Raw genomic sequence first — 19,747 nt, 5'->3', positions numbered from 1 at the left:
CGATTCGATGATGAAAGCGCAGACCATGCCCTACGAAGCAGCCGAAACCCGTTACGACGACATGACCTACCGCCGCGTCGGCCGCAGCGGACTGCGCCTCCCCGCGCTGTCCCTCGGTCTCTGGCACAACTTCGGCGAAGGCCGCAGCATCGAGGTCCAGCGGGCCATCGTGCGCCGCGCCTTCGACCTCGGGATCACCCACTTCGACCTCGCCAACAACTACGGCCCGCCCGCGGGTTCCGCCGAGACCGCCTTCGGCCGCATCTTCGCCGAGGACCTCGCCGCCCACCGTGACGAGATCATCATCACCTCGAAGGCCGGCTATTACATGTGGCAGGGGCCCTACGGCGAGTGGGGCTCACGCAAGACCATGCTGTCCTCGCTCGACCAGAGCCTCGCGCGCATCGGCGTCGAGTACGTCGACGTCTTCTACTCGCACCGCCCCGACCCGGAGACCCCGATCGAGGAGACGATGGGTGCGCTCGCGACGGCGGTCAAGCAGGGCAAGGCGCTGTACGCGGGCATCTCGAACTACTCCCCAGAGCAGACCATCGCCGCGGCGGCCGCGCTTCGTGAGCACGGCGTCCCGCTGCTCGTCCACCAGCCGCGCTACTCGATGTTCTCCCGCGAGGTCGAGGACGGCCTGCTCGACACCCTCGACGACCTCGGTCTCGGTGCCGTCGTGTTCAGCCCCCTCGCGCAGGGAATGCTGACCGACCGCTACCTCGGCGGAACGGTCCCGTCGGACTCGCGTGCGGCGACGAGCCACTTCCTCAACGAGGACTCGATCACGGGCACCTATCTCCAGCGCGCCCGCGGTCTGCAGACGATCGCCGAGGAACGCGGCCAGACGCTCGCGCAGCTGGCGCTCTCGTGGGTGCTGCGTCGCGACACGGTCACGTCGGCGATCATCGGTGCCAGCTCGGTCGAGCAGCTCGAGGGCAACTACGCGGCGATCCACCGCCTGGACTTCGACGATGCCGAACTCGCGCGCATCGACGAGTTCGCCGTCCACGGCACCCTCCGCTAGCCCACCCTCTTCTCCGCACGCATACCTAACTCAGGACAGCTCGGGCGCGTCGCCCCCGCACCCACCCGACCCGCCGGAGTTCTCCTGAGACAGGTTCACAACTCAGGAGGATGTCGGCGCGGCATGCAGAACGCCCCGGCGTGTCGGGATGACACGCCGGGGCGTTCCTGAGTTGCGAACCGCGCGGAGTCGGGTCAGATGAGGTCGTCCGAGAGGTGGTTCGGCGTGCCGAAGCGGTGCGCCGTGATCGAGACCGCCTGCTCCTGGAGGAACGGCAGCAGCTCGATGCGGCCGGCCTCGGTGACGTCGCCCGCGTAGATCGCGACGTCGGGGCTGCCGGAGGTCGCATGGGCGACACCCTCGGTCGTCCCACCGATGATCCGGACGCGCGCACCGGTCTTCGTCCCGACGAGCGAGGCGGCGGTGACGTACCAGCGGTCCTCGCTCTCGACGGTGATCCCACCGGCGATGGCCTCGACGGCGGGGACGAGCTTCGGCGGCAGCGCGACGGCGGACGACACGTGCACGGTCGCGCCCGCGGTCGCACCGGCGGCGACGACGCGGATGAGCTCCGCGACCGAACCGCCGTCCACGAGACGCACGTGGACCTCACGCGGCACGTACCGGAACACGTTGCGCTCGGCGGTCAGCTTCGAGACGTCCTTCGCGACCCCGAACTCGTCCGCCCACACGGCTGCGTCGCTCGCGACCGACCGGCGCAGGAACGCGAACTCGTCGGCGGTGAGCACCGCGTCAGCGGCACGCAGCAACGAGGCGACAGGGGGCTTCGGGCCACGGCGCTCCGCCGACCGACCGACGGTGCGCTCAGCCGTGCTCTCGGCGCTCGACCACGAGCCGAGGCCGATGAGGTAGTTCGGGCCACCGGCCTTCGTCCCCGCGCCGACCGCGGACTTCTTCCAACCGCCGAACGGCTGACGCTGCACGATCGCGCCGGTGATGCCGCGGTTCACGTACAGGTTGCCGGCCTGGATGCCGTCGAGCCAGAGACGCAGCTCGGCCGGGTTCAGGGAGTGCAGCCCGGCGGTGAGTCCGTAGTCGATCTCGTTCTGGATGGCGATGGCCTCCTCGAGGGTCTCGGCCGTCATGATCCCGAGGATCGGGCCGAAGTACTCGGTGAGGTGGTACTCGGAGCCGCGGGCGACGCCGGCACGCACGCCGGGGCTCCACAGCTTGCCGCTGTCGTCGAGCTGCTTCGGCTCGACCAGCCACGACTCACCGGAGCCGAGCGTCGTCAGGCCGCCGAGCAGCTTGCCCTTCGCCGGCTCGATGATCGGACCCATCTGCGTGGTCGGGTCGACCGGGTAGCCGACCTTGAGCGACGTGACGGCGTCGACGAGCTGGTGACGGAAGCGGCGCGAGGACGCGACCGACCCGACGAGGATCACGAGCGACGCGGCCGAGCACTTCTGACCGGCGTGACCGAAGGCCGACGCGACGACGTCCTTCACCGCGAGGTCGAGGTCGGCGCTCGGCGTGACGATGATCGCGTTCTTGCCGGACGTCTCGGCGAGGAGCGGCAGCTCAGGGCGGAAGGAGCGGAACAGCTCCGCCGTCTCGTAGCCACCGGTGAGGATGACGCGCTCCACCGCCGGGTGGGCGATCAGGCGCTCACCGAGCGAGTTGTCGGCCAGCTGCGCGAAGCGGAGCACCTCGCGCGGCACACCAGCCTCCCAGAGCGCCTCGATCATGACCGCGCCGCTGCGGCGAGCCTGACGGGCGGGCTTGATGATGACGGGCGACCCGGCGGCGAGCGCCGCGAGGGTCGAGCCGGCGGGGATGGCGACGGGGAAGTTCCACGGCGGCGTGACGACGGTGAGCTTCGCGGGGGTGAAGGTCGCGCCGTCCACGTGGTCGAGCTCGCGGGCGCGCTCGGCGTAGTAGTGGGCGAAGTCGATCGCCTCGGACACCTCGGGGTCGGACTGGTCGAGGGTCTTGCCGGTCTCGGACGCCATGACCTCCATGAGGTCGGCGCGACGCTGCTCGAGGACGTCGCCGGCGCGGTGCAGGATGACCGCACGCTCGGCGCCGGAGAGCGAGCCCCACGAGGCGCCCGCTGCAGTCGCTCCGTCGATGACGGCGTCGAGGGCTTCGACGCTGTCGAGGATGGACGCGGCGACGGTGTCGTTCCCGAGCCGCGACTCGGTGACGCGGGTGAGGATGTCGCGTCCCCAGACCCGGTTCGCGGGGAGCGAGGGGTCGGTGTCGGGGGTGTTCTCGAACGCGTCGACCGGGGAGGCCTCGGCCGGCTTCGTGCGGTCCTGCTGCCGGTTCGGCGCGGGGACGGTGGTGTCCAGCTCCGCGAGCGACGCGAGGAACCGCTGCTGCTCACGGGCGAAGAGGGTCTCGTTCTCGCTCAACTCGAACACGGCGGACATGAAGTTGTCCTGGCTCGCTCCCTCCTCCAGGCGGCGGATGAGGTAGGCGATGGCGACGTCGAACTCCTGCGGGTGCACGACCGGCGTGTAGAGCAGGAGCTCGCCGACGTCGCGCTTCACAGCCTCGGCCTGGCCCTGCGCCATGCCGAGCAGCATCTCGAACTCGACGCCGCGTTCGACGCCCCGCTGCTTGGCGAGCAGCCAGGCGAAGGCGATGTCGAAGAGGTTGTGGCCGGCGACGCCGATGCGCACGTTGTCGATGCGGTCGGGGTGCAGGGCGTACTCGACGACGCGCTTGTAGTTGGTGTCGGAGTCCTGTTTGGTGGACCAGGTGGCGAGTGGCCAGTCGTGGAGCGACGACTCGACCTGCTCCATGGGGAGGTTGGCGCCCTTCACGATGCGCACCTTGATGCCGGCGCCGCCCGCGGCACGACGACCGGCCGACCACTCCTGGAGACGGATCATCGCGGAGAGCGCGTCGGGCAGGTAGGCCTGCAGGACGATGCCGGCCTCGAGGTCGTGGAACTGCGGGAGGTCGAGGAGCTTGGTGAAGACCGCGATGGTGAGGTCGAGGTCCTTGTACTCCTCCATGTCGAGGTTGATGAACTTCGCAGGTGTCGCCTTGGCGGCACGCTCGAACAGCGGGGTGAGGCTCGTGACCACATGCTCGACGGCTTCGTCGAACGCCCAGACCGAGTGGGGGCTGACGGTCGACGACACCTTGATGGAGACGTAGTCGACGTCGGGGCGCGCGAGCAGCTTGTGCGTGCCCTCGAGACGACGCGCGGCCTCACCCGTACCGAGAACGGCCTCGCCGAGCAGGTTGACGTTGAGCCGGGTGCCGGGCGTCTTGATCTTCGCGATCGCGGGGCCGAGCTTCTTGTCGGTGGCGTCGACGACGAGGTGGCCGACCATGTTGCGGAGCACCTTGCGGGAGATCGGGATGACGACGCCGGGCAGGATCGGGGCGAACGCACCGCCGCAGCGGACGGCGGCCTTCAGGTACCAGGGGAGGAACGCGGGCACCTTCGGGGCGATCGTCTGCAGGGTGCGGGCCGCGACGCGGAGGTCCTCCGGACGAACGACGCCGTCGACGAAGCCGACCGTGAACTCGAGGCCGGTCGGGTCCTTCAACACACCGGCGAGCTGCTGCGCGGAGGCGTCGGCGGGGATCGTCGAGGCCGTCTGGAGCCAGCGGCGGACGAGGGCGATGGCCTCGGTGGCGAGGGCGTCGCGGTCGAGCTGCTGCGTCGATGCAAGAGTGTCGGTCATGGTGCCAGTATCGGCGTCGGGACCAATAAGATACAGCGAAGGTTTTCGAACGATATCCATCGGTTGAGCCGATGGTTTTGGAGGGCACCGTGCTGGACGTCCGACGGCTCCGCCTCCTGCGCGAACTCAAGATCCGCGGGACGATCGCCGAGGTCGCCGCAGCCCTCAACTTCAGCCCCTCCTCCGTGTCGCAGCAGCTCTCCGTCCTCGAGCAGGAGACCGGTGTCGAGCTCCTGCGGAAGGTCGGTCGACGGGTGCAGCTCACCCCGCAGGCCGAGATCCTCGTGGGACACACGGATGCCCTCCTCGACACGCTCGAGCGCGCAGAAGCCGACCTCGGGGCGTCCCTCACGACCGTGTCGGGCACCATCCGCGTCGCGGTCTTCCAGTCGGCGGCGCTCGCGCTCATGCCGGCGGCCCTGAGCGCCATGCGCCGTGACCACCCGGACGTCCGCGTCGAGATGGTGCAGCACGAACCGGAGACGGCGCTGGCCGAGACCTGGGCGCGCGACTTCGACGTCGTCGTCGCGGAGCAGTACCCCGCCCACGCCGCCCCGCGGCATCCCGGACTCGACCGCCGTCAGCTCGCCACCGACCCGATCCGACTCGCGTGCCCGCCGGTCGCGAACGAGATCCACCCGGTCCTGCGCATCGAGGATGCGGCCGACCTCCCCTGGGTGATGGAGCCGCACGGAGCGGCGTCACGCCACTTCGCCGAGCAGTTGTGCCGCCGTGCCGGGTTCGAGCCCGACGTCCGCTACCAGACCGCCGACCTCCAGGCGCAGATCCGGTTGATCGAGTCCGGCAATGCGGTCGCCCTCATCCCCGACCTCCAGTGGGCTGGTGAGCCGGCCAGCTGTCGCCTCGTCGACCTGCCCGACCTCCCACGACGCACCATCTTCACCTCCGCGCGCGAGGCCGGCGTCACCCGCCCGGCGATCGTCGCCTTCCGCGCCGCCCTCGAAGCCGCGGCGGCCTGACCCATCCCCGGTCCCTGAGCTTGTCGAAGGGCGGTCCCTGAGTAACACCCGCCGGTCCCTGAGCTTGTCGAAGGGCGGTCCCTGAGTAACACCCGCCGGTCCCTGAGCTTGTCGAAGGGCGCCCGTCGACTACCTCAGGAACCACCCTTCGACAGGCTCAGGGACCGAATGCAAGGGGGGTGCACCTCCCAGCCGCCGGTGCTTGGCTGGAACTCCCGCATTCCTCCGAAGGAGCACCCGCATGACCGACACCACCACACGCCCCGCAACCGCCGCAGGCACCTTCGCCCTCGGCGGCGACCTCACCGTCAACCGACTCGGTTACGGCACCATGCAGCTGACCGGCGAAGGGGTCTGGGGCGAGCCCGACGACCGCGACGGCGCCATCCGCCTGATCAAACGCGCCGCTGAGCTCGGCGTGAACTTCTTCGACAGCGCCGACGCCTACGGCCCCGACGTCACCGACACCCTCCTCCGCGAAGCGCTGCACCCCTACGACGACATCGTGATCGCGACGAAGGTCGGCCAGACGCGACAGGGTCCCGGCGAGTGGACGCCCACGGGCGTGCCCGCCTACCTCCGCCAGCAGGTCGAGCTCGGCCTCCGCCGCCTCGCCGTCGACCGCATCGATCTCCTGCAGTTGCACCGGATCGACCCGACCGTGCCGTTCGAGGACCAGATCGGCGAGCTGCGCAAGCTGCAGGACGAGGGCAAGATCCGACACATCGGCCTCAGCCAGGTCAGCGTCGCCGAGGTCGAGGCGGCCCAACAGATCGCTCCGATCGCGTCGGTGCAGAACCTCTACAACCTCACCGACCGCTCCTCTGAAGACCTCCTCGACTGGTCGACCGAGCACGGCGTCGCCTTCATCCCGTGGTTCCCGCTGGCGACCGGCGCCCTCAGCAAGGAGGACGGCCCGCTCACGCAGCTCGCCGAGCGACACGACGCGACCCCGTCGCAGCTCGCGCTGGCCTGGCTGCTCAAGCGCTCGCCCGTCATGCTCCCGATCCCGGGAACGTCGAGCATCGAGCACCTCGAGGACAACCTGCAGGGCGCGACGATCGAGCTCACCGACGACGAGTTCGAGGAGCTGTCCGCCGTCTCGGAGTAACGCTCCCACCGCCCTTCGACAGGCTCAGGGACCGGACCGCCGGTCACTGAGCGGCCACCCGGTCACTGAGCTTGTCGAAGTGCAGCGCAGCTCACGGACCGGACCACAGCTGCCCGGACGCCGAGTGGCCCCACCCGGTCACTGAGCTTGTCGAAGTGCAGCGCAGCTCAGGACCTGGTCACCGGGTCGGCCGACGAGGCCGAGAGCGATGGGGCTCCATCGCGTTCTGCAGACAGGCCGAGGTCGAAGACCCGGTCGCATCGGTCGGCGACCCGCCGATCGTGAGTGACCACCAGCAGTGTCTTGCCGTAGTCCTGCTGTAGCGACAGCATTTCAGCGACTGCGACATCCGCCAGGGCGTCATCGAGGGCTCCCGTCGGTTCGTCCGCGAGGATGAGCTCTCCCGGCTTCACGAGGCAACGAGCGAGCGCGACGCGCTGACGCTCTCCCCCGGACAGCGTCATGACCCGGTCGTGCGCGACCTGCCGAAGACCGAGTCGGTTGAGTATTTCCATGATCTGCTGCTCCTTCGCTCGTCGGCCGAGTCTTACAGCATGAAGACCGATCAGGACGTTCTCGAAGGCCGTCGAAGCACCGATCAGCGCGAACGACTGGAAGAGGTAGTTGATGTGGTCGCGGCGCAGATGCGACGCCGCCCGGCTGTTGATCCGTGGAAGCGGTGCGCCGCGGAACCGCACTTCGCCGCCGCTGCACTCGTCGAGGAGCCCTGCGATGTTCAACAACGTCGACTTGCCGGAACCTGACGGCCCCACGATGGCGACCGATTCGCCACGGTGGACCTCCAAGTCCACGCCGTCGAGGACGCGGCGTGAACCGTACTGCTTGGTCAGCTGGTCGATCATGAGCAGTGGTGTCACTGTGGGTCCGTCCTAGTCCTTGAGCATGATGGTCAGTTGCAGCCGCGAGAGGGTTCGCGCAAGGAACACGAACAGGATGAGTTGTGCCGCGGACATGACGGCGATCCCCAGGATCGCGCTCCGCGAAGAGGACAGCGCCGCGGCTGTCACTGCCGAGGCACAGACCACGCCGACGAGGACGAAGGCGGGCGCGAAGATGCTGCTGGATGAATACCCGAGCATCCTCTTGACGGCCATCGATTCCCGATACGTGGTCGAATACAGCCTCATCAGCGCAGTGAGCAGCAACAAGCAGAACAGGCCAAGGAAGAGAATCATCACGCCGAAGAGTTGCACCACCGACTGGATGGACTTCGTGAGGCCCGCGACGAAATCGCCGACCGGGAGGTATTCGACCCCGTTGTCGTCCAGGTCGAATCTCGAGAGGTATGACTGATTCGCATAGCTCTTCGATGCGCCCCGGCTGAGCTTGACGTAACTGTTGTCCAACCCGACCGCGGCGAGGCTTTCGCTTTCGAACGGGATCATGTTCTCCGGGGTCGTCACGAGGATGACCGCGTCGGTGACCCCATTCCACCCAGCCGGATTCGTGCTCCACGGGAACAGCGCTTCGGCGGGGTGGTAGTTCTGGAAGGTGACGATCCGGTCGTCGAAGAAGGCCGTGCGGATCGCCGGTTCGTAGGCGACGTCACTGTGCTCACCGAGCCACCCGCGGACTGCGGCTTGCGCCGATCCCGTCCAGGAATCCGGAATCAGGAAGACACGTTCGCCGGCCTCGGCACGCTCGACGAGACCGGCGTCCACCGCGAAGCCCTGTGACGCGAGGGCGTTCGGCGAGGCCACCACATACCAGAACGGCCGCTCTGGAACGGATTGGTACACTCCCGACCACACGTCCAGCACACTCCGGTCGACATACTGGCTGTTGACGAGGCCCACGCCGCGCGCGTCGGCGATCGAGGTGTACCAGTCGTAGAAGTCGCGCTGATACTGGCCTGACTGTCCGGCGAAACTCGCCTCATCCTCACCCGCCTTCGTCTGGTACAGGATTTCCTGATCGGCCACCGCCGCCCATGATTCGCTGACCCCTGCGAGCGTTCCGGCTTCCTTCATCGGACCGTCGAGAAAGATGAACGTCGTGGTGAATCCGGCCATCGCCATCGCGTGAATACCGGCGAGCACGCCGAGCAGAATTCGCCGCGAGAAGCGTCCGGCGATCGCGTCGACCGGTTTGACCGCGACGAGCGCGAGGGCCGCGATCGCCACACACCCGACTGGTAGGAGCACTCCGGCCACTGCGGCACTCCATGCAGCGGCGAGCATCGTCGGGTTCACGCTGTATCCCGGCGCCATCAGTGGTACGGCGATCATCGACAGCGCGATGGTCGCCACGATCGCGACGACGACGGGCCTCAACAGCACGACGGCGAAACCCAAGCGCGATCTTCCCAGGAGGAGATGCACGCCGAGCACGCGGAACGCACGCACTGCCTCGAAGAGGAGAACGAGCAACAGCAGGAGAGCCGTGGCTATCACGAATCCTTGAAGCAGGCGGGCGCTCATCCCGCTGTCCGTCACATGACCGCGGAGCGGTGCGAGCATCCGGTCCGACGAGAGCCCCGTCGCCGATTCGAGCGAACTGAGCAACTCTGCCAACTGCTCCTCGTCGGCCCCCGAAACCCGGTAAGCACCGTTGACCGTACCCGACGTTTCCACGAGCCGCGCGAGTTGCACCACGGAGAACCGCGGCGCGAACAACAACTCCGGAACAGGGTGGATGACATCTGCCGCATTGGCGTCGAGGCCGATCGATGCAGCGGGATCGGCCCTGGCGAGATCGGCGATCTGGTCGATGTCGACCAGCGTCGTCCCGAGGAAATCCAACGTGAGCGATGCGGGAGCATTGTCTCCGGTCATGACCCCGACGCGCATCCCGGTCAATGAGCCGTCAGCATCGGACAACTCTTGATCCACTCTCACGATGGCTGCCTCGTCGGCGGTAGCGAACTCACCGAGAATGTCCAGTACGCGAGTCGTCTGCGCCTCGGAAACGTCATAGAGGGAGATCTCTGTGGAACCGCGAGGATACTCATCGATCTCTCGACGAAGCAGGCTCCCTTGACCGATCACGTAGAGCACACTCATCATTGCTCCGATGACGATCACGAGCACGACGCTCGTCACTTTCGACCAGAGGGCCATGTGTGTTGCCGTCTCTCTTTCGCCGACCGGCGGTTCTCCGGACACTCTCGTGAGGTCGCCCCAGACGACGGAGACCTCACGAGAGGCCGAATATGTGAACGAAGAACCTATCCTCGGGCGTTCCAGTAGGCCGTCGCCGAGCCCGTCCCGACCCACTGTTCAGCGCTCGCAAGCACTCCCGGGGCTTTCCAACCTGAGAAGGTCGTATTTGCGGTGGCGCTGTGCTCGTATGCGCCCGACTGCACACTCGAGTAACTCGTTACCCCCCAAGAGCGACCGTGATCCCAGCTGATCGCAGACCCTTTGTAATACACGGTTTCCGCGTGCGCGACACCTGCGCCTCCGGCCAACAGTGCCGCAGACAGTAGCGTGACGGTGAGTGCCTTTTTGATCCTCATTATGTGTTTCCCCTCTAACCCTTTGAGTCGAGCGCCACCGACGGTAACGCCCCGCGATCTTGTCCGCAGCCGATCCGACTGTCGACACCTGAATGGCTTCTACTGGTCGATTCGGCTTGAGGAGTTGAGCGTAGGTCGACCCTAGCGAACAGATATTTTGCATGTCTAGTTAATATTTCAGGCTTTCCGGGTTCGCAGATATGACTGACTCACCGCCATAGCGCGAGACCCAGCGCGTGGGTCGAAAGACGGTCGAGAGTCCCTCCACGCCTCATCGCGCCACCTTGGGAGGTCAGCGATACCGCTGGAGCAGCGTCGGGTTACGGCTCGCCGGCGGCGTGCCGCCGCCCTTCGACAGGCTCAGGGACCGCACCGTCGGTCACTGAGCGGCCACCCGGTCACTGAGCTTGTCGAAGTGCAGCGCAGCTCAGGAACCGACCGCCCGGCTCAGCGGAGTCGCTTCGACAGCTCGTGCGCCTGCTCCAGCAGCAGGCCGCCGAGGAACGCCTGGCGCTCAGGCCGGAACCGGGATTCGATCCCGGTGAGACTGAGCGCCCAGGCGGGCTTCCCCGCCGCGTCGAACACGGCCGCACCCATGCCCCAGCTGCCCTCGAGGATGAGCGCCGGGTTCACCGCGTACCCGCGCTCACGCGTCTCGCGAATCCGCTCGCGCACGCGGTCGGCGGCGTGGGCCTCACCCCACCGCTCGACGAGGTCGGCGCGACCCAGGTAGTCGTCGATCTCCTCGTCGCTCGAGAACGCGAGGATCGCCAGCCCCGCCGACGCGACCCCCAGCGGGAAGCGGACACCCTCGGTCAGGACGAACGACCGCACCGGGAAACTCCCCTCCTCGCGCAGCAGACACACGGTCTCGAACCCGCGACGCACCGAGAGAAAGGCGCTCTCGCCGCTCTCGTGCGCGAGGATCCGCACGCTCTCCCGCGCGAGCTCGGCGACGTCGTACCGCTCCGCCGCGAGCGATCCGAGGAGGAACAGCTCGGGGCCGAGGTGCCACCGGGCGGCGCGGACGTCGTGGTCGAGGAAGCCCTCGGCGGCGAGCGAGGCGAGCAGGCGGTGCGCCGTCGGGCGGGTGAGCCCGGCGGCCGCGGCCACCGCCGAAGACGACGCACCACCGGGGTGCTCCGACACGATCTTGAGGATCCGGCTCACGCGCGAGACGACCTGGGCGCCGCGCATCCCCTCAGCCACGTCGTACCCCCGGTTTGTCCACATGGTGAGCCTACGCCGCAGCCGGGACCACGTCATGAGCGAATCCGGGATCGGGCCCCATGCCACCTTTGACACCGCAGGACGGCTGTGACTGACTACAAGAGAGACGAACGGCCAGTGCCACCATGTGGTCAGGTCGGCCCGCCATCCACAAGGGAGTGACATGACGAAACACTGGTCGAGCGCCGCCGAGGCGTTGCACGAGGTCGTCCGGGACGGAGCCACCATCGCGGTCGGCGGGTTCGGCCTGAGCGGGAACCCGACCGACCTCATCGAAGCCCTCCGGGACACGGGTGCCACCGACCTCACGATCGTCTCCAACAACATGGGGGTCGACGGCAAGGGCCTCGGCATCCTCCTCGAGAACCGACAGGTGCGGAAGGTCGTCGCGTCGTACGTGGGCGAGAACAAACTCTTCGCCAAGCAGTTCCTCGACGGCGAGCTCGAGGTCGAGTTCACGCCGCAGGGCACGCTGGCCGAGCGGCTGCGCGCGGGCGGCGCCGGTATCGCCGGGTTCTACACGAAGACCGGTGTCGGCACCCCGGTCGCGGAGGGCAAACCGACGGAGGTGTTCGACGGGGAGACCTACGTCCTCGAGCGCGGCATCGTCGCCGACGTGGCCCTCGTGCACGCGTTCCGCGCAGACCGCGAGGGCAACCTCGTCTTCCGGCACACGGCACGGAACTTCAACCCGATCGTCGCGACCGCCGGCCGACTGACGATCGCCGAGGCCGAGGAGGTCGTCGAGGACGGCTACCTCGATCCGAACACCGTCGTCACCCCCGGCATCTTCGTCCAGCGCCTCGTCACGGCGACGCCGCGGGTGAAGGACATCGAACAGCGCACCGTCCGTCCGGCGGCCGCCACCACGACACCGGCAGGAGCCTGATCATGATGTGGACGAGAGACGACATGGCCGCGATCGCGGCGACCGAACTCCGCGACGGCGAGTACGTGAACCTCGGCATCGGCATCCCCACGCTCGTCGCGAACCACGTCCCGCCGGGCGTCCACGTCACGCTGCAGAGCGAGAACGGCCTGCTCGGCATGGGTCCGTTCCCGATCGAGGGCGAGGAGGACGCCGACCTCATCAACGCCGGGAAGCAGACGGTCACGCTCCTCGAGGGCGGGAGCTACTTCGACTCGGCGATGTCGTTCGGCATGATCCGCGGCGGCCACGTGCAGCTGGCCATCCTCGGCGCGCTCCAGGTCTCGGGTGCGGGCGACCTCGCGAACTGGACGATCCCGGGCAAGCTCGTCAAGGGCATGGGCGGTGCGATGGACCTCGTCGCCGGGACGCCACGGGTGGTGGTCGTCACCGAGCACGTCGCGAAGGACGGCAGCCCGAAGATCGTCGAGCAGTGCGATCTCCCGCTCACCGGCGTCGGCGTCGTCGACCGGATCATCAGCGACCGCGCCGTCTTCGATATCGTCGAGGGGGCGCTCGTCCTGCGGGCCTTCGCGCCCGACACGAGCGTCGCCGAGCTGCGCACCCTGACGGGCGCGGAGTTCTCCGTCGAACTCGACCCCACCACCACCGGCGAGGTTCCGACCGCACCCGCCACGCCTCAGGAGGCACACGCATGAGCACCGTCATCGTCGGGTACGCCCGCACTCCGTTCGTGAAGTTCAACGGGGCGTTCGCGTCCGTACCGGCCACTGAGCTCGGCGCCCACGCCATCCGCGCGGCCCTGTCGCGGGCGGGGGTCGACGCCGCCGACGTGCAGCAGGTCATCGCCGGCCAGGTGCTGCAGGGCGCCGCCGGCCAGAACCCCGCCCGGCAGTCCGCCGTCGGGGCCGACATCCCCTTCACCGTCCCCGCCATCACCGTCAACGCCGTGTGCCTCTCCGGCATGGAGGCGATCGTCACCGGCACGCGTCTCATCGACGCCGGCGAGGTCGACGTCGTCGTCGCGCTCGGCCAGGAGTCGATGAGCCTCGCCCCGCACGCCTGGTCGGGCTCGCGCGCCGGCAAGCGCTACGGCGCCATCGAGCTGGTCGACACCCTCGACCACGACGGCCTGACCGATGCATTCGAGCACCGGTCGATGGGTTCGTCCACCGAGGAGCGCAACGGCTCGCTCGGCATCGCACGCCCGGAGCAGGACGCTTGGGCGGCCGGCTCGCACCAGCGGCTCGCAGCAGCTGCGGACGTCCAGGCCGAGGAGATCGAACCCTTCTCCGTGCCGGGGCGCAAGGGTCCGACGGTCGTGAGCGCCGACGACGGACTCCGCGCCGACACCACCGCCGACTCGCTGGCCGGGCTGCGTCCCGCGTTCGGCGGCGAGGGCACGATCACCGCGGGCAACTCCTCCCAGATCACCGACGGGGCGGCCGCGGTCGTGCTGATGAGCGAGGAAGTCGCTGCAGCCCGGGGACTCACCCCGATCGCCCGCGTCGTCGCGCATGCTCTCGTCGCCGGACCCGACGTCAGCCTGCACGCCCAGCCCTCCAATGCGATCGTCGCCGCCCTCGCCAAGACCTCCCACACGACGGGTGACCTCGCGGCGGTCGAGATCAACGAGGCGTTCGCCGCCGTGTCGGTCCACTCGACCAATGAGCTCGGTGTGGATCCCGTGATCGTGAACGCGAACGGCGGCGCGATCGCCCTCGGTCACCCGATCGGCGCCTCCGGCACCCGGATCGTCGGGCACCTCGCCCGGCGCCTCGCCGCCGCCGGCTCGGGTTCGATCGGTGCCGCCGGCATCTGCGGCGGTGGCGGCCAGGGCTCAGCGATCATCCTCGAGGCCGTCTGATCCGTGAGGTGAGGCGTCTGGTCGCTCCTAGGGCATCCCCGCGACAGACTGCCTCACCTCAGACGGGCTCGCCGGTGACGGTGTAGCGGAGGTGGACGACGCCGGCCTCGAAGCGACGCTCGTCGACGAGTTCCAGACGTCGCCGGAGGTTGGCCGGCAGCGCACGCAAGCCGCCACCGACGATCACCGGTGAGAGGAACAACTGCACCTCGTCGACGAGCCCCGCTGCCATCGCCTCGGCTGCCAGGTGCGGGCCGCCGACGCTGAGGTCGCGGTCCGATTCCGCCTTCCACCGGCGCACGGCCTCCGGGTCGAACGATCGCTCGAGCGTCGTCCGGGCCGTCGAGACCGCATCGAGCGACGTCGAATACACGACCTTGTCGGCCGCGAGCCACAGAGCCGCAAAGTCGGCGATCTCGCGAGGCTCGTCCGGCAGCTCGTCCGCCGTCTCCCAGAACGTCATGATCTCGTACATGCGTCGGCCGAACAGGTAGGTGCCGATCGGCCGGGAGAGCTCGTTCACGAAGGCGTGCACCTCGGCGTCCGGCGCGCTCCAGTCGAAGTGGCCCTCCTCATCGGCGAGGTAGCCGTCGAGCGAGCTGATCGCCGAGTAGATGAGCCTGCCCATGTGTCCTCCGTCGCCAGTGCCGGTACGCGAGAGGCTAGGCCGCAGACGCGACCGCCCACAAGGGGTCCCTCCGGCACCGACGGTCAGGCGGGTGGGATGACGAGCGTCACGAAGGAGTCGGCCGGCAGGGTCGGCGTGATGACGTCGTCGCCCACCACGATCTGGACGGGGAGCGGTTCGCCGAGGTCGTTCTGCATCACGAGCACCACGCCACCGTCCGGGTTGCGGAAGGCGAGCAGGTTCTCGTGCCCGGTCCAGCTCATCGTCGCAAGCCGCTGTGCCCCCGGCTGCAGGAAGTGCCCCAGGTGCCGCATGAGGAAGTACTCGTGGGTGTATCGGAAGGTCCGGGCATCGGGGTCCACGACGACGAGTGAGTTCTGCGCCCAGCCCCAGCGGCTGACGCCACCCTCGGTGAGCGCGAGGTTCCAGTACGTGTAGGCCTGCGCACCGTTCGTGAAGAAGTGGCGCATGAGTCCCCAGGTGTGCCGCACGAAGCGCCAGTCGTTCCGTCCGTCGCCGCACTCCTGCTCGGTCTGGTAGAGCGCGAGGTCCGGGTGGGCGTCATGCACCGCGGCGATCGCGCCTTTGCCGGCCCACTGGAATCCGACTCCGGCGACCCAGGGACCGGCCGACGGATCCTGGAGCACGGTCTCGATCTGCGCGTCGTGCGGCCGCTCCTGCGTGCCGAGGAAGACCCGCACTCCGAGACGGTCCATCTCCGGCCCGAGGACCGCGATGAACCGAGCGAGCCCCTCGGCCGTCCACACGCAGCTCGGGAACACCTGCGCCGAGTTGAACTCGTTCTGCGGCATGACCATCTCGACGCGGATACCCTCCTGGCCGTAGGCCTCGACGAAGCGGGCGAAGTACCGGGCGTAGGTCTCGAGGTAGTGGTCCTCGAGGATGAACAGATCGGTCCCCTCGGAGCCCAGCTGGTCGTCGCGGATGCCGTTGTCGACGCCGGACCCCGGCCAGGGGCGTGCGGCCGCGTAGTGCCCGTTCGTCTTCATCCAGGTGGGCGGGCTCCACGGCGACGCCCAAAGACGCAGGTCGCCCTGGTACCGCTGCGCCGCCTGGATGAAGGGGACGAGCGTCGCGCGGTCGTGGTCGATGCTGAAGTGCTCGAGGTCGAAGTCGCCGTCGACCTCGTCGTAGGAGTACCAGTCGGTGGAGAAGTCGTTGGCGCCGACTGGCATGCGGCAGAGCGAGAGGTTCAGTCCAGCGCCCGGCGTGAAGAGGTCGGCCAGGATGCCCTCGCGGTCCTCCTCGGACAGGAGCCCGAGCGCCGTCCAGCCGAGTTCGTTGAAACACCCGCCGATGCCGTCGACGGTCTGACGGGGGTTCGCCACGTCGACCACGACGTTCGGCATCCCCGCGAGTCGTCCGAACCCGAGGGGCTCCTGCTCCAGCCAGGGGGCGTCCTGGGTGGTCACGACCCAGGTGACCGACCGCGCTGATGCCGTGGTGCCGCCGCTGGCGACGGGGCTGCTGGCGGGACTGCTGCTCGTCATCGAGTGCCTTTCGACGGGGGTCCTCCGTGGACCGCGACCGGTGCTCCCACCAGTATGTTGCAGAACCCGCGAAAACCGAAGGGCAGTCGCCATTCGCGATCGGGCGCGGCGCACAGCAGGGCTCACCCGAGCGGCGCACCCGGGACACCCCGCTGGCATGCCGTTCGCAGGCGGTCGTACACTCGATGGATGGCCGATTCCACGACGGTCCGGGAGCCGCAACCCGGAGCAGACCTCCCCGACGCCCGCGGGCGCACCGGCCTGCACCAGACGGGCCTCGACCTCACCGGCAATCCGCGCGTCCAGGTGACCGACGTGGAACTGGTCGCCGCCGCCTGGCACGTCCTCCGCCGGACGACCCTGCGGGTCCAGGACCGCTCAGGCGCGTGGTCGACGCAGCAGCGCGAGACCTACGACCGCGGCAACGGCGCGACCATCCTGCTCTACCACGGTGACTCCCGGAAGGTCCTGCTCACCAGGCAGTTCCGCTACCCGGCCTACGTCAACGGACACCCGACCGGCGAGCTCATCGAGACCGCCGCCGGCTTGCTCGACGACGACGATCCCGAGACGGCGGTCGCCCGTGAGGCCCGCGAGGAGACGGGGTTCGCGGTCGAGGCCGTCCAGCATGTGTTCGACGCCTTCATGAGCCCCGGCTCCGTGACCGAGCGCCTGCACTTCTACGCGGCCGAGTACGACCCCGCTGCGCGTCGCGGCGACTGGGGCGGGCTCGCCGAGGAGGGCGAGGAGATCGAACTCCTCGAACTCGACATCGACGACGCGATCGCGCGCATCGGCGACGACATCATCGACGCGAAGACCATCATGCTGCTGCAGTGGGCGAGGCTCTCCGGCCCGTTCGCGACGGCACCGACGCCTGTTCCGCCTGCACCACCCGCACGCTAGTACCGCCGAGACTCCCGGACCCCGAGCTCGCCAGAACACCGTGCCACCCGTCTCCGGGTGGCCGATCGGCGAACCCGAACACCGGTCGGCCCCCGGTCCCTGAGCGAAGCGCCGGTCCCTGAGCGAAGCGCCGGTCCCTGAGCGAAGCGCCGGTCCCTGAGCGAAGCGCCGGTCCCTGAGCGAAGCGCCGGTCCCTGAGCTTGTCGAAGGGTGCCCCGACCGAGCCCGCCACCGCCCTTCGACAGGCTCAGGGACCGGCATGCGTCAGCTCAGGCCGAGCGGATGACGTCCGTGAGCACCGCGCAGCCGAAGTCGAGCGCGTCGAGCGGCACACGTTCGTCGACACCGTGGAACATCCCGGGGAAGTCGAAGTCCGCCGGCAGCCGGAGCGGGATGAATCCGTACCCCGTGATGCCGAGTCGGCTGAGCGCCTTCGCGTCGGTGCCGCCGGGGATGAGGTGCGGGAGCACGGTCGCACCGGGATCGTGCCGCTCGATGACCGCTTCGATCACCGAGACGAGCTCACCGTCGTTCGGCGACTCCATCGCGATGAGCTCCAGCTGAACCTCGACGTCGACCCCCTCGCCCGCCGCCTCGCGGATGCGCGCGATGACCTCGTCCCGCTGGCCGGGCAGGAACCGGGCGTCGACCGTCGCGGTCGCGGACTCGGGGATCACGTTCTCCTTGTACCCACCAGAGATCATGGTGACGTTCGCCACGTTCTGCAGGCCGGCGCGCAGCCGCGACGCGCTGGGGCCGACGAGCGCGGCGAGTTCGAACGGCGACAGCTCGGAGGAGGCTCCGGTCAGTTCACGCAGTCGCTGGAACAGGTGCGTCGTGGTCTCGGTGAACGACACCGGCCAGTCGAGCGCGCCGATCCGGCCGACCGCGGCGGCGAGCTTGACGATCGCCGAATCCTGGCTCGCGAGCGAGGCGTGACCGGCGGCACCGTGGGCGGTCAGCCGCAACCAGAGCACGCCTTTCTCGCCGGTGTTGAGCAGGTACGCGCGGGTGTCGGCTCGTTCACCGAGGGTGACGCTGTACCCGCCGCCCTCGCTGATCGCATCGCGGACGCCGGCGAACTGCTCCGGGTGGTGCTCCACCATCCACTGCGAGCCGAGGACGCACCCGGCCTCCTCGTCGGCGAAGAACGCCAGGACAACGTCGCGCTCGGGCTGCTCCCCCGCCGTCACCATGCGCCGGACCGACGCGACGATCATCGCCACCATGTTCTTCATGTCGACGGCGCCGCGGCCCCACAGCATGCCGTCGGCGATCTCGCCGCCGAACGGATCGACCGTCCATGCGGCCGCGTCGACCGGGACGACGTCGAGGTGCCCGTGCAGCAGGAGGCCGGGCAAGGTGCGGTCGCGACCTGGCCACCGCGCGACGAGGTTCGTCCTGCCGGGCTCGGCCTCGAAGCGCTCGCACACGATCCCGACCTCACCGAGCAGGCGTTCGACGAGGTCCGCCGCGCGGGACTCGCCGACGGCACGCCCACCGCCGTAGTTCGAGGTGTCGATCCGGATGAGGTCGCGCGTGATGGAGACGACCTCCGAGAGACCGACCGGGTCGCTCACGCGTTCGCCCACGCTCATTCGGCGGTCCGCGGGATCACGGTGAACCGGCGGTTGGCGAGCGAGGGAACCCGCGCCCGCACGGCGTCGAGTCGGGCCGGATCGAGCTCGGCGAACACCACGCCCGGTGCCTCGCCGGCGGCCGCGATGACGACGCCGGCAGGGTCGACGATGATCGAGTTGCCGGTGGCGAGCGGGCCGGTCTGGTTGGCGCTCACGACGTAGGCGGTGTTCTCGATGGCCCGGGCGCGCACGAGGGTGGTCCAGGCGTCCTCCTTGCCGGGGCCGACGATCCACATCGCGGGCAGCAGGATGACGTTGGCGCCGGCGTCGATGAGACGCCTCGCGCTCTCCGGGAAACGGAGGTCGTAGCAGGTGAAGGCCCCGATGCGGAGGTCGCCGACCTCGAGGACGAACGGTTCGGTGAGCTCGCCGGCCGAGATGCCGTCGCTCTCCGCGTACCCGAAGGCGTCGTAGAGGTGCACCTTCCGGTACGTCGCAGTGATGTCCCCCTCGGCGTCGATCGCCACGAGCGTGTTGTAGGGCAACCCGCCGGGGTTCTCCTCGATGGTGCCGACGACCGTCGGGAGGGAGCGCGCGGCGGCTGCGGCGGCGACACCCGTGATGAAGGGTCCGTCGAGTGGTTGGGCGATCGCGGCGAGCGCGCTCGGCGGCTCCGAGGTGGCGTAGCTGCTCATCTCCGGCAGCACGAGCAGTTCGGCGCCACCCGCCGCGGCCTCACCGAGCAGGGCGACCACGCTGGCGAGGTTCTCGTCGATGTCCGTTCCGGCGGAGAACTGCCCGGATGCGATGCGCATGTGAAACCTCGTTCCGTGGGAAGGGCCGCGACCGTCAGCGCGCGGCCGTCCAGC

The 19,747-nt window shown here is 68.8% G+C and carries 15 protein-coding genes; 7 read left to right on the top strand and 8 right to left on the bottom strand.

From position 1 onward, the window contains the following. The first annotated feature begins 25 nt into the window (after positions 1-25). A complete protein-coding gene (locus tag IFT89_RS03705) occupies positions 26-1,030 on the top strand; it encodes an aldo/keto reductase (protein ID WP_202938304.1) in 1,005 nt (334 codons plus the stop codon). 194 nt (positions 1,031-1,224) lie between these two features. On the opposite strand, the gene IFT89_RS03700 is transcribed toward IFT89_RS03705, so the two are convergent. Then, positions 1,225-4,698 carry a bifunctional proline dehydrogenase/L-glutamate gamma-semialdehyde dehydrogenase gene (locus IFT89_RS03700; protein WP_202938269.1) on the bottom strand — a complete coding sequence of 1,158 codons (3,474 nt, stop codon included), beginning with the start codon at positions 4,696-4,698 and terminating at the stop codon, positions 1,225-1,227. Positions 4,699-4,787: 89 nt separating this feature from the next. Between IFT89_RS03700 and IFT89_RS03695 the strand changes: the two genes are divergently transcribed. Beyond that, the gene (locus IFT89_RS03695) at positions 4,788-5,678 is read left to right on the top strand and encodes a LysR family transcriptional regulator (protein WP_194599925.1); all 891 of its coding nucleotides are present in this window, start codon (positions 4,788-4,790) and stop codon (positions 5,676-5,678) included. A 241-nt stretch (positions 5,679-5,919) separates the two neighbouring features. Then, the gene (locus IFT89_RS03690; protein ID WP_064293953.1) at positions 5,920-6,789 is read left to right on the top strand and encodes an aldo/keto reductase; all 870 of its coding nucleotides are present in this window, start codon (positions 5,920-5,922) and stop codon (positions 6,787-6,789) included. Positions 6,790-6,956: 167 nt separating this feature from the next. Here the strand turns inward: IFT89_RS03690 and IFT89_RS03685 are convergent, their stop codons facing one another. The 3 genes from IFT89_RS03685 to IFT89_RS03675 form a co-directional block, all read right to left on the bottom strand. Then, positions 6,957-7,652: an ABC transporter ATP-binding protein gene (locus tag IFT89_RS03685; protein WP_137242852.1), complete on the bottom strand. Its 696-nt coding sequence runs from the start codon at positions 7,650-7,652 to the stop codon at positions 6,957-6,959. A 27-nt stretch (positions 7,653-7,679) separates the two neighbouring features. Next, entirely contained in the window at positions 7,680-9,869 is a 2,190-nt protein-coding gene (locus IFT89_RS03680; protein WP_137242853.1) for a hypothetical protein, read from the bottom strand. An 845-nt stretch (positions 9,870-10,714) separates the two neighbouring features. Then, positions 10,715-11,464: an IclR family transcriptional regulator gene (locus IFT89_RS03675; protein WP_194642979.1), complete on the bottom strand. Its 750-nt coding sequence runs from the start codon at positions 11,462-11,464 to the stop codon at positions 10,715-10,717. Positions 11,465-11,660: 196 nt separating this feature from the next. Here IFT89_RS03675 and IFT89_RS03670 point away from each other — a divergent pair, with 196 nt between their 5' ends. The 3 genes from IFT89_RS03670 to IFT89_RS03660 are packed head-to-tail and all read left to right on the top strand — an operon-like array spanning position 11,661 to position 14,253. Next, positions 11,661-12,386, top strand: coding sequence for a CoA transferase subunit A (locus IFT89_RS03670; RefSeq protein WP_085511404.1), 726 nt, complete (start codon positions 11,661-11,663; stop codon positions 12,384-12,386). A gap of 2 nt (positions 12,387-12,388) precedes the next feature. Continuing rightward, positions 12,389-13,084, top strand: coding sequence for a CoA transferase subunit B (locus IFT89_RS03665; protein ID WP_137242856.1), 696 nt, complete (start codon positions 12,389-12,391; stop codon positions 13,082-13,084). Then, on the top strand, positions 13,081-14,253 hold the full coding sequence (locus IFT89_RS03660) for an acetyl-CoA C-acyltransferase (protein ID WP_191939990.1): 1,173 nt from the start codon (positions 13,081-13,083) through the stop codon (positions 14,251-14,253). The genes IFT89_RS03665 and IFT89_RS03660 overlap by 4 nt, the downstream gene beginning before the upstream one ends. 58 nt (positions 14,254-14,311) lie before the next feature. On the opposite strand, the gene IFT89_RS03655 is transcribed toward IFT89_RS03660, so the two are convergent. Continuing rightward, a complete protein-coding gene (locus IFT89_RS03655; RefSeq protein ID WP_085511407.1) occupies positions 14,312-14,881 on the bottom strand; it encodes a dihydrofolate reductase family protein in 570 nt (189 codons plus the stop codon). 83 nt (positions 14,882-14,964) lie between these two features. Continuing rightward, positions 14,965-16,392 carry a glycoside hydrolase family 30 protein gene (locus tag IFT89_RS03650; protein WP_202938268.1) on the bottom strand — a complete coding sequence of 476 codons (1,428 nt, stop codon included), beginning with the start codon at positions 16,390-16,392 and terminating at the stop codon, positions 14,965-14,967. Between the two features lie 189 nt (positions 16,393-16,581). Between IFT89_RS03650 and IFT89_RS03645 the strand changes: the two genes are divergently transcribed. Continuing rightward, the gene (locus IFT89_RS03645; RefSeq protein WP_137242860.1) at positions 16,582-17,298 is read left to right on the top strand and encodes an NUDIX domain-containing protein; all 717 of its coding nucleotides are present in this window, start codon (positions 16,582-16,584) and stop codon (positions 17,296-17,298) included. A gap of 269 nt (positions 17,299-17,567) precedes the next feature. Here the strand turns inward: IFT89_RS03645 and IFT89_RS03640 are convergent, their stop codons facing one another. Further along, complete coding sequence (locus IFT89_RS03640) at positions 17,568-18,896, bottom strand: M20/M25/M40 family metallo-hydrolase (protein WP_202938267.1); 1,329 nt, start codon at positions 18,894-18,896, stop codon at positions 17,568-17,570. Continuing rightward, complete coding sequence (locus IFT89_RS03635) at positions 18,893-19,693, bottom strand: carbon-nitrogen hydrolase family protein (protein ID WP_194642970.1); 801 nt, start codon at positions 19,691-19,693, stop codon at positions 18,893-18,895. The genes IFT89_RS03640 and IFT89_RS03635 overlap by 4 nt, the downstream gene beginning before the upstream one ends. Positions 19,694-19,747 lie beyond the last annotated feature (54 nt).

It is taken from the genome of Plantibacter sp. CFBP 13570 (assembly GCF_014841395.1).
GTDB classification, from domain to species: Bacteria; Actinomycetota; Actinomycetes; order Actinomycetales; family Microbacteriaceae; genus Plantibacter; species Plantibacter auratus.
This window is presented reverse-complemented; position numbering and strand designations above follow the sequence as displayed.

Excerpts from the sequence above, each read along its gene's own strand:
- IFT89_RS03705 (WP_202938304.1), top strand. The coding sequence starts at position 26 with ATGCCCTACGAAGCAGCCGAAACCCGTTACGACGACATGACCTACCGC.
- IFT89_RS03700 (WP_202938269.1), bottom strand. The coding sequence starts at position 4,698 with ATGACCGACACTCTTGCATCGACGCAGCAGCTCGACCGCGACGCCCTC.
- IFT89_RS03690 (WP_064293953.1), top strand. The coding sequence starts at position 5,920 with ATGACCGACACCACCACACGCCCCGCAACCGCCGCAGGCACCTTCGCC.
- IFT89_RS03685 (WP_137242852.1), bottom strand. The coding sequence starts at position 7,652 with ATGATCGACCAGCTGACCAAGCAGTACGGTTCACGCCGCGTCCTCGAC.
- IFT89_RS03680 (WP_137242853.1), bottom strand. The coding sequence starts at position 9,869 with ATGGCCCTCTGGTCGAAAGTGACGAGCGTCGTGCTCGTGATCGTCATC.
- IFT89_RS03675 (WP_194642979.1), bottom strand. The coding sequence starts at position 11,464 with ATGCGCGGCGCCCAGGTCGTCTCGCGCGTGAGCCGGATCCTCAAGATC.
- IFT89_RS03670 (WP_085511404.1), top strand. The coding sequence starts at position 11,661 with ATGACGAAACACTGGTCGAGCGCCGCCGAGGCGTTGCACGAGGTCGTC.
- IFT89_RS03665 (WP_137242856.1), top strand. The coding sequence starts at position 12,389 with ATGATGTGGACGAGAGACGACATGGCCGCGATCGCGGCGACCGAACTC.
- IFT89_RS03660 (WP_191939990.1), top strand. The coding sequence starts at position 13,081 with ATGAGCACCGTCATCGTCGGGTACGCCCGCACTCCGTTCGTGAAGTTC.
- IFT89_RS03655 (WP_085511407.1), bottom strand. The coding sequence starts at position 14,881 with ATGGGCAGGCTCATCTACTCGGCGATCAGCTCGCTCGACGGCTACCTC.
- IFT89_RS03650 (WP_202938268.1), bottom strand. The coding sequence starts at position 16,392 with ATGACGAGCAGCAGTCCCGCCAGCAGCCCCGTCGCCAGCGGCGGCACC.
- IFT89_RS03645 (WP_137242860.1), top strand. The coding sequence starts at position 16,582 with ATGGCCGATTCCACGACGGTCCGGGAGCCGCAACCCGGAGCAGACCTC.
- IFT89_RS03640 (WP_202938267.1), bottom strand. The coding sequence starts at position 18,896 with ATGAGCGTGGGCGAACGCGTGAGCGACCCGGTCGGTCTCTCGGAGGTC.
- IFT89_RS03635 (WP_194642970.1), bottom strand. The coding sequence starts at position 19,693 with ATGCGCATCGCATCCGGGCAGTTCTCCGCCGGAACGGACATCGACGAG.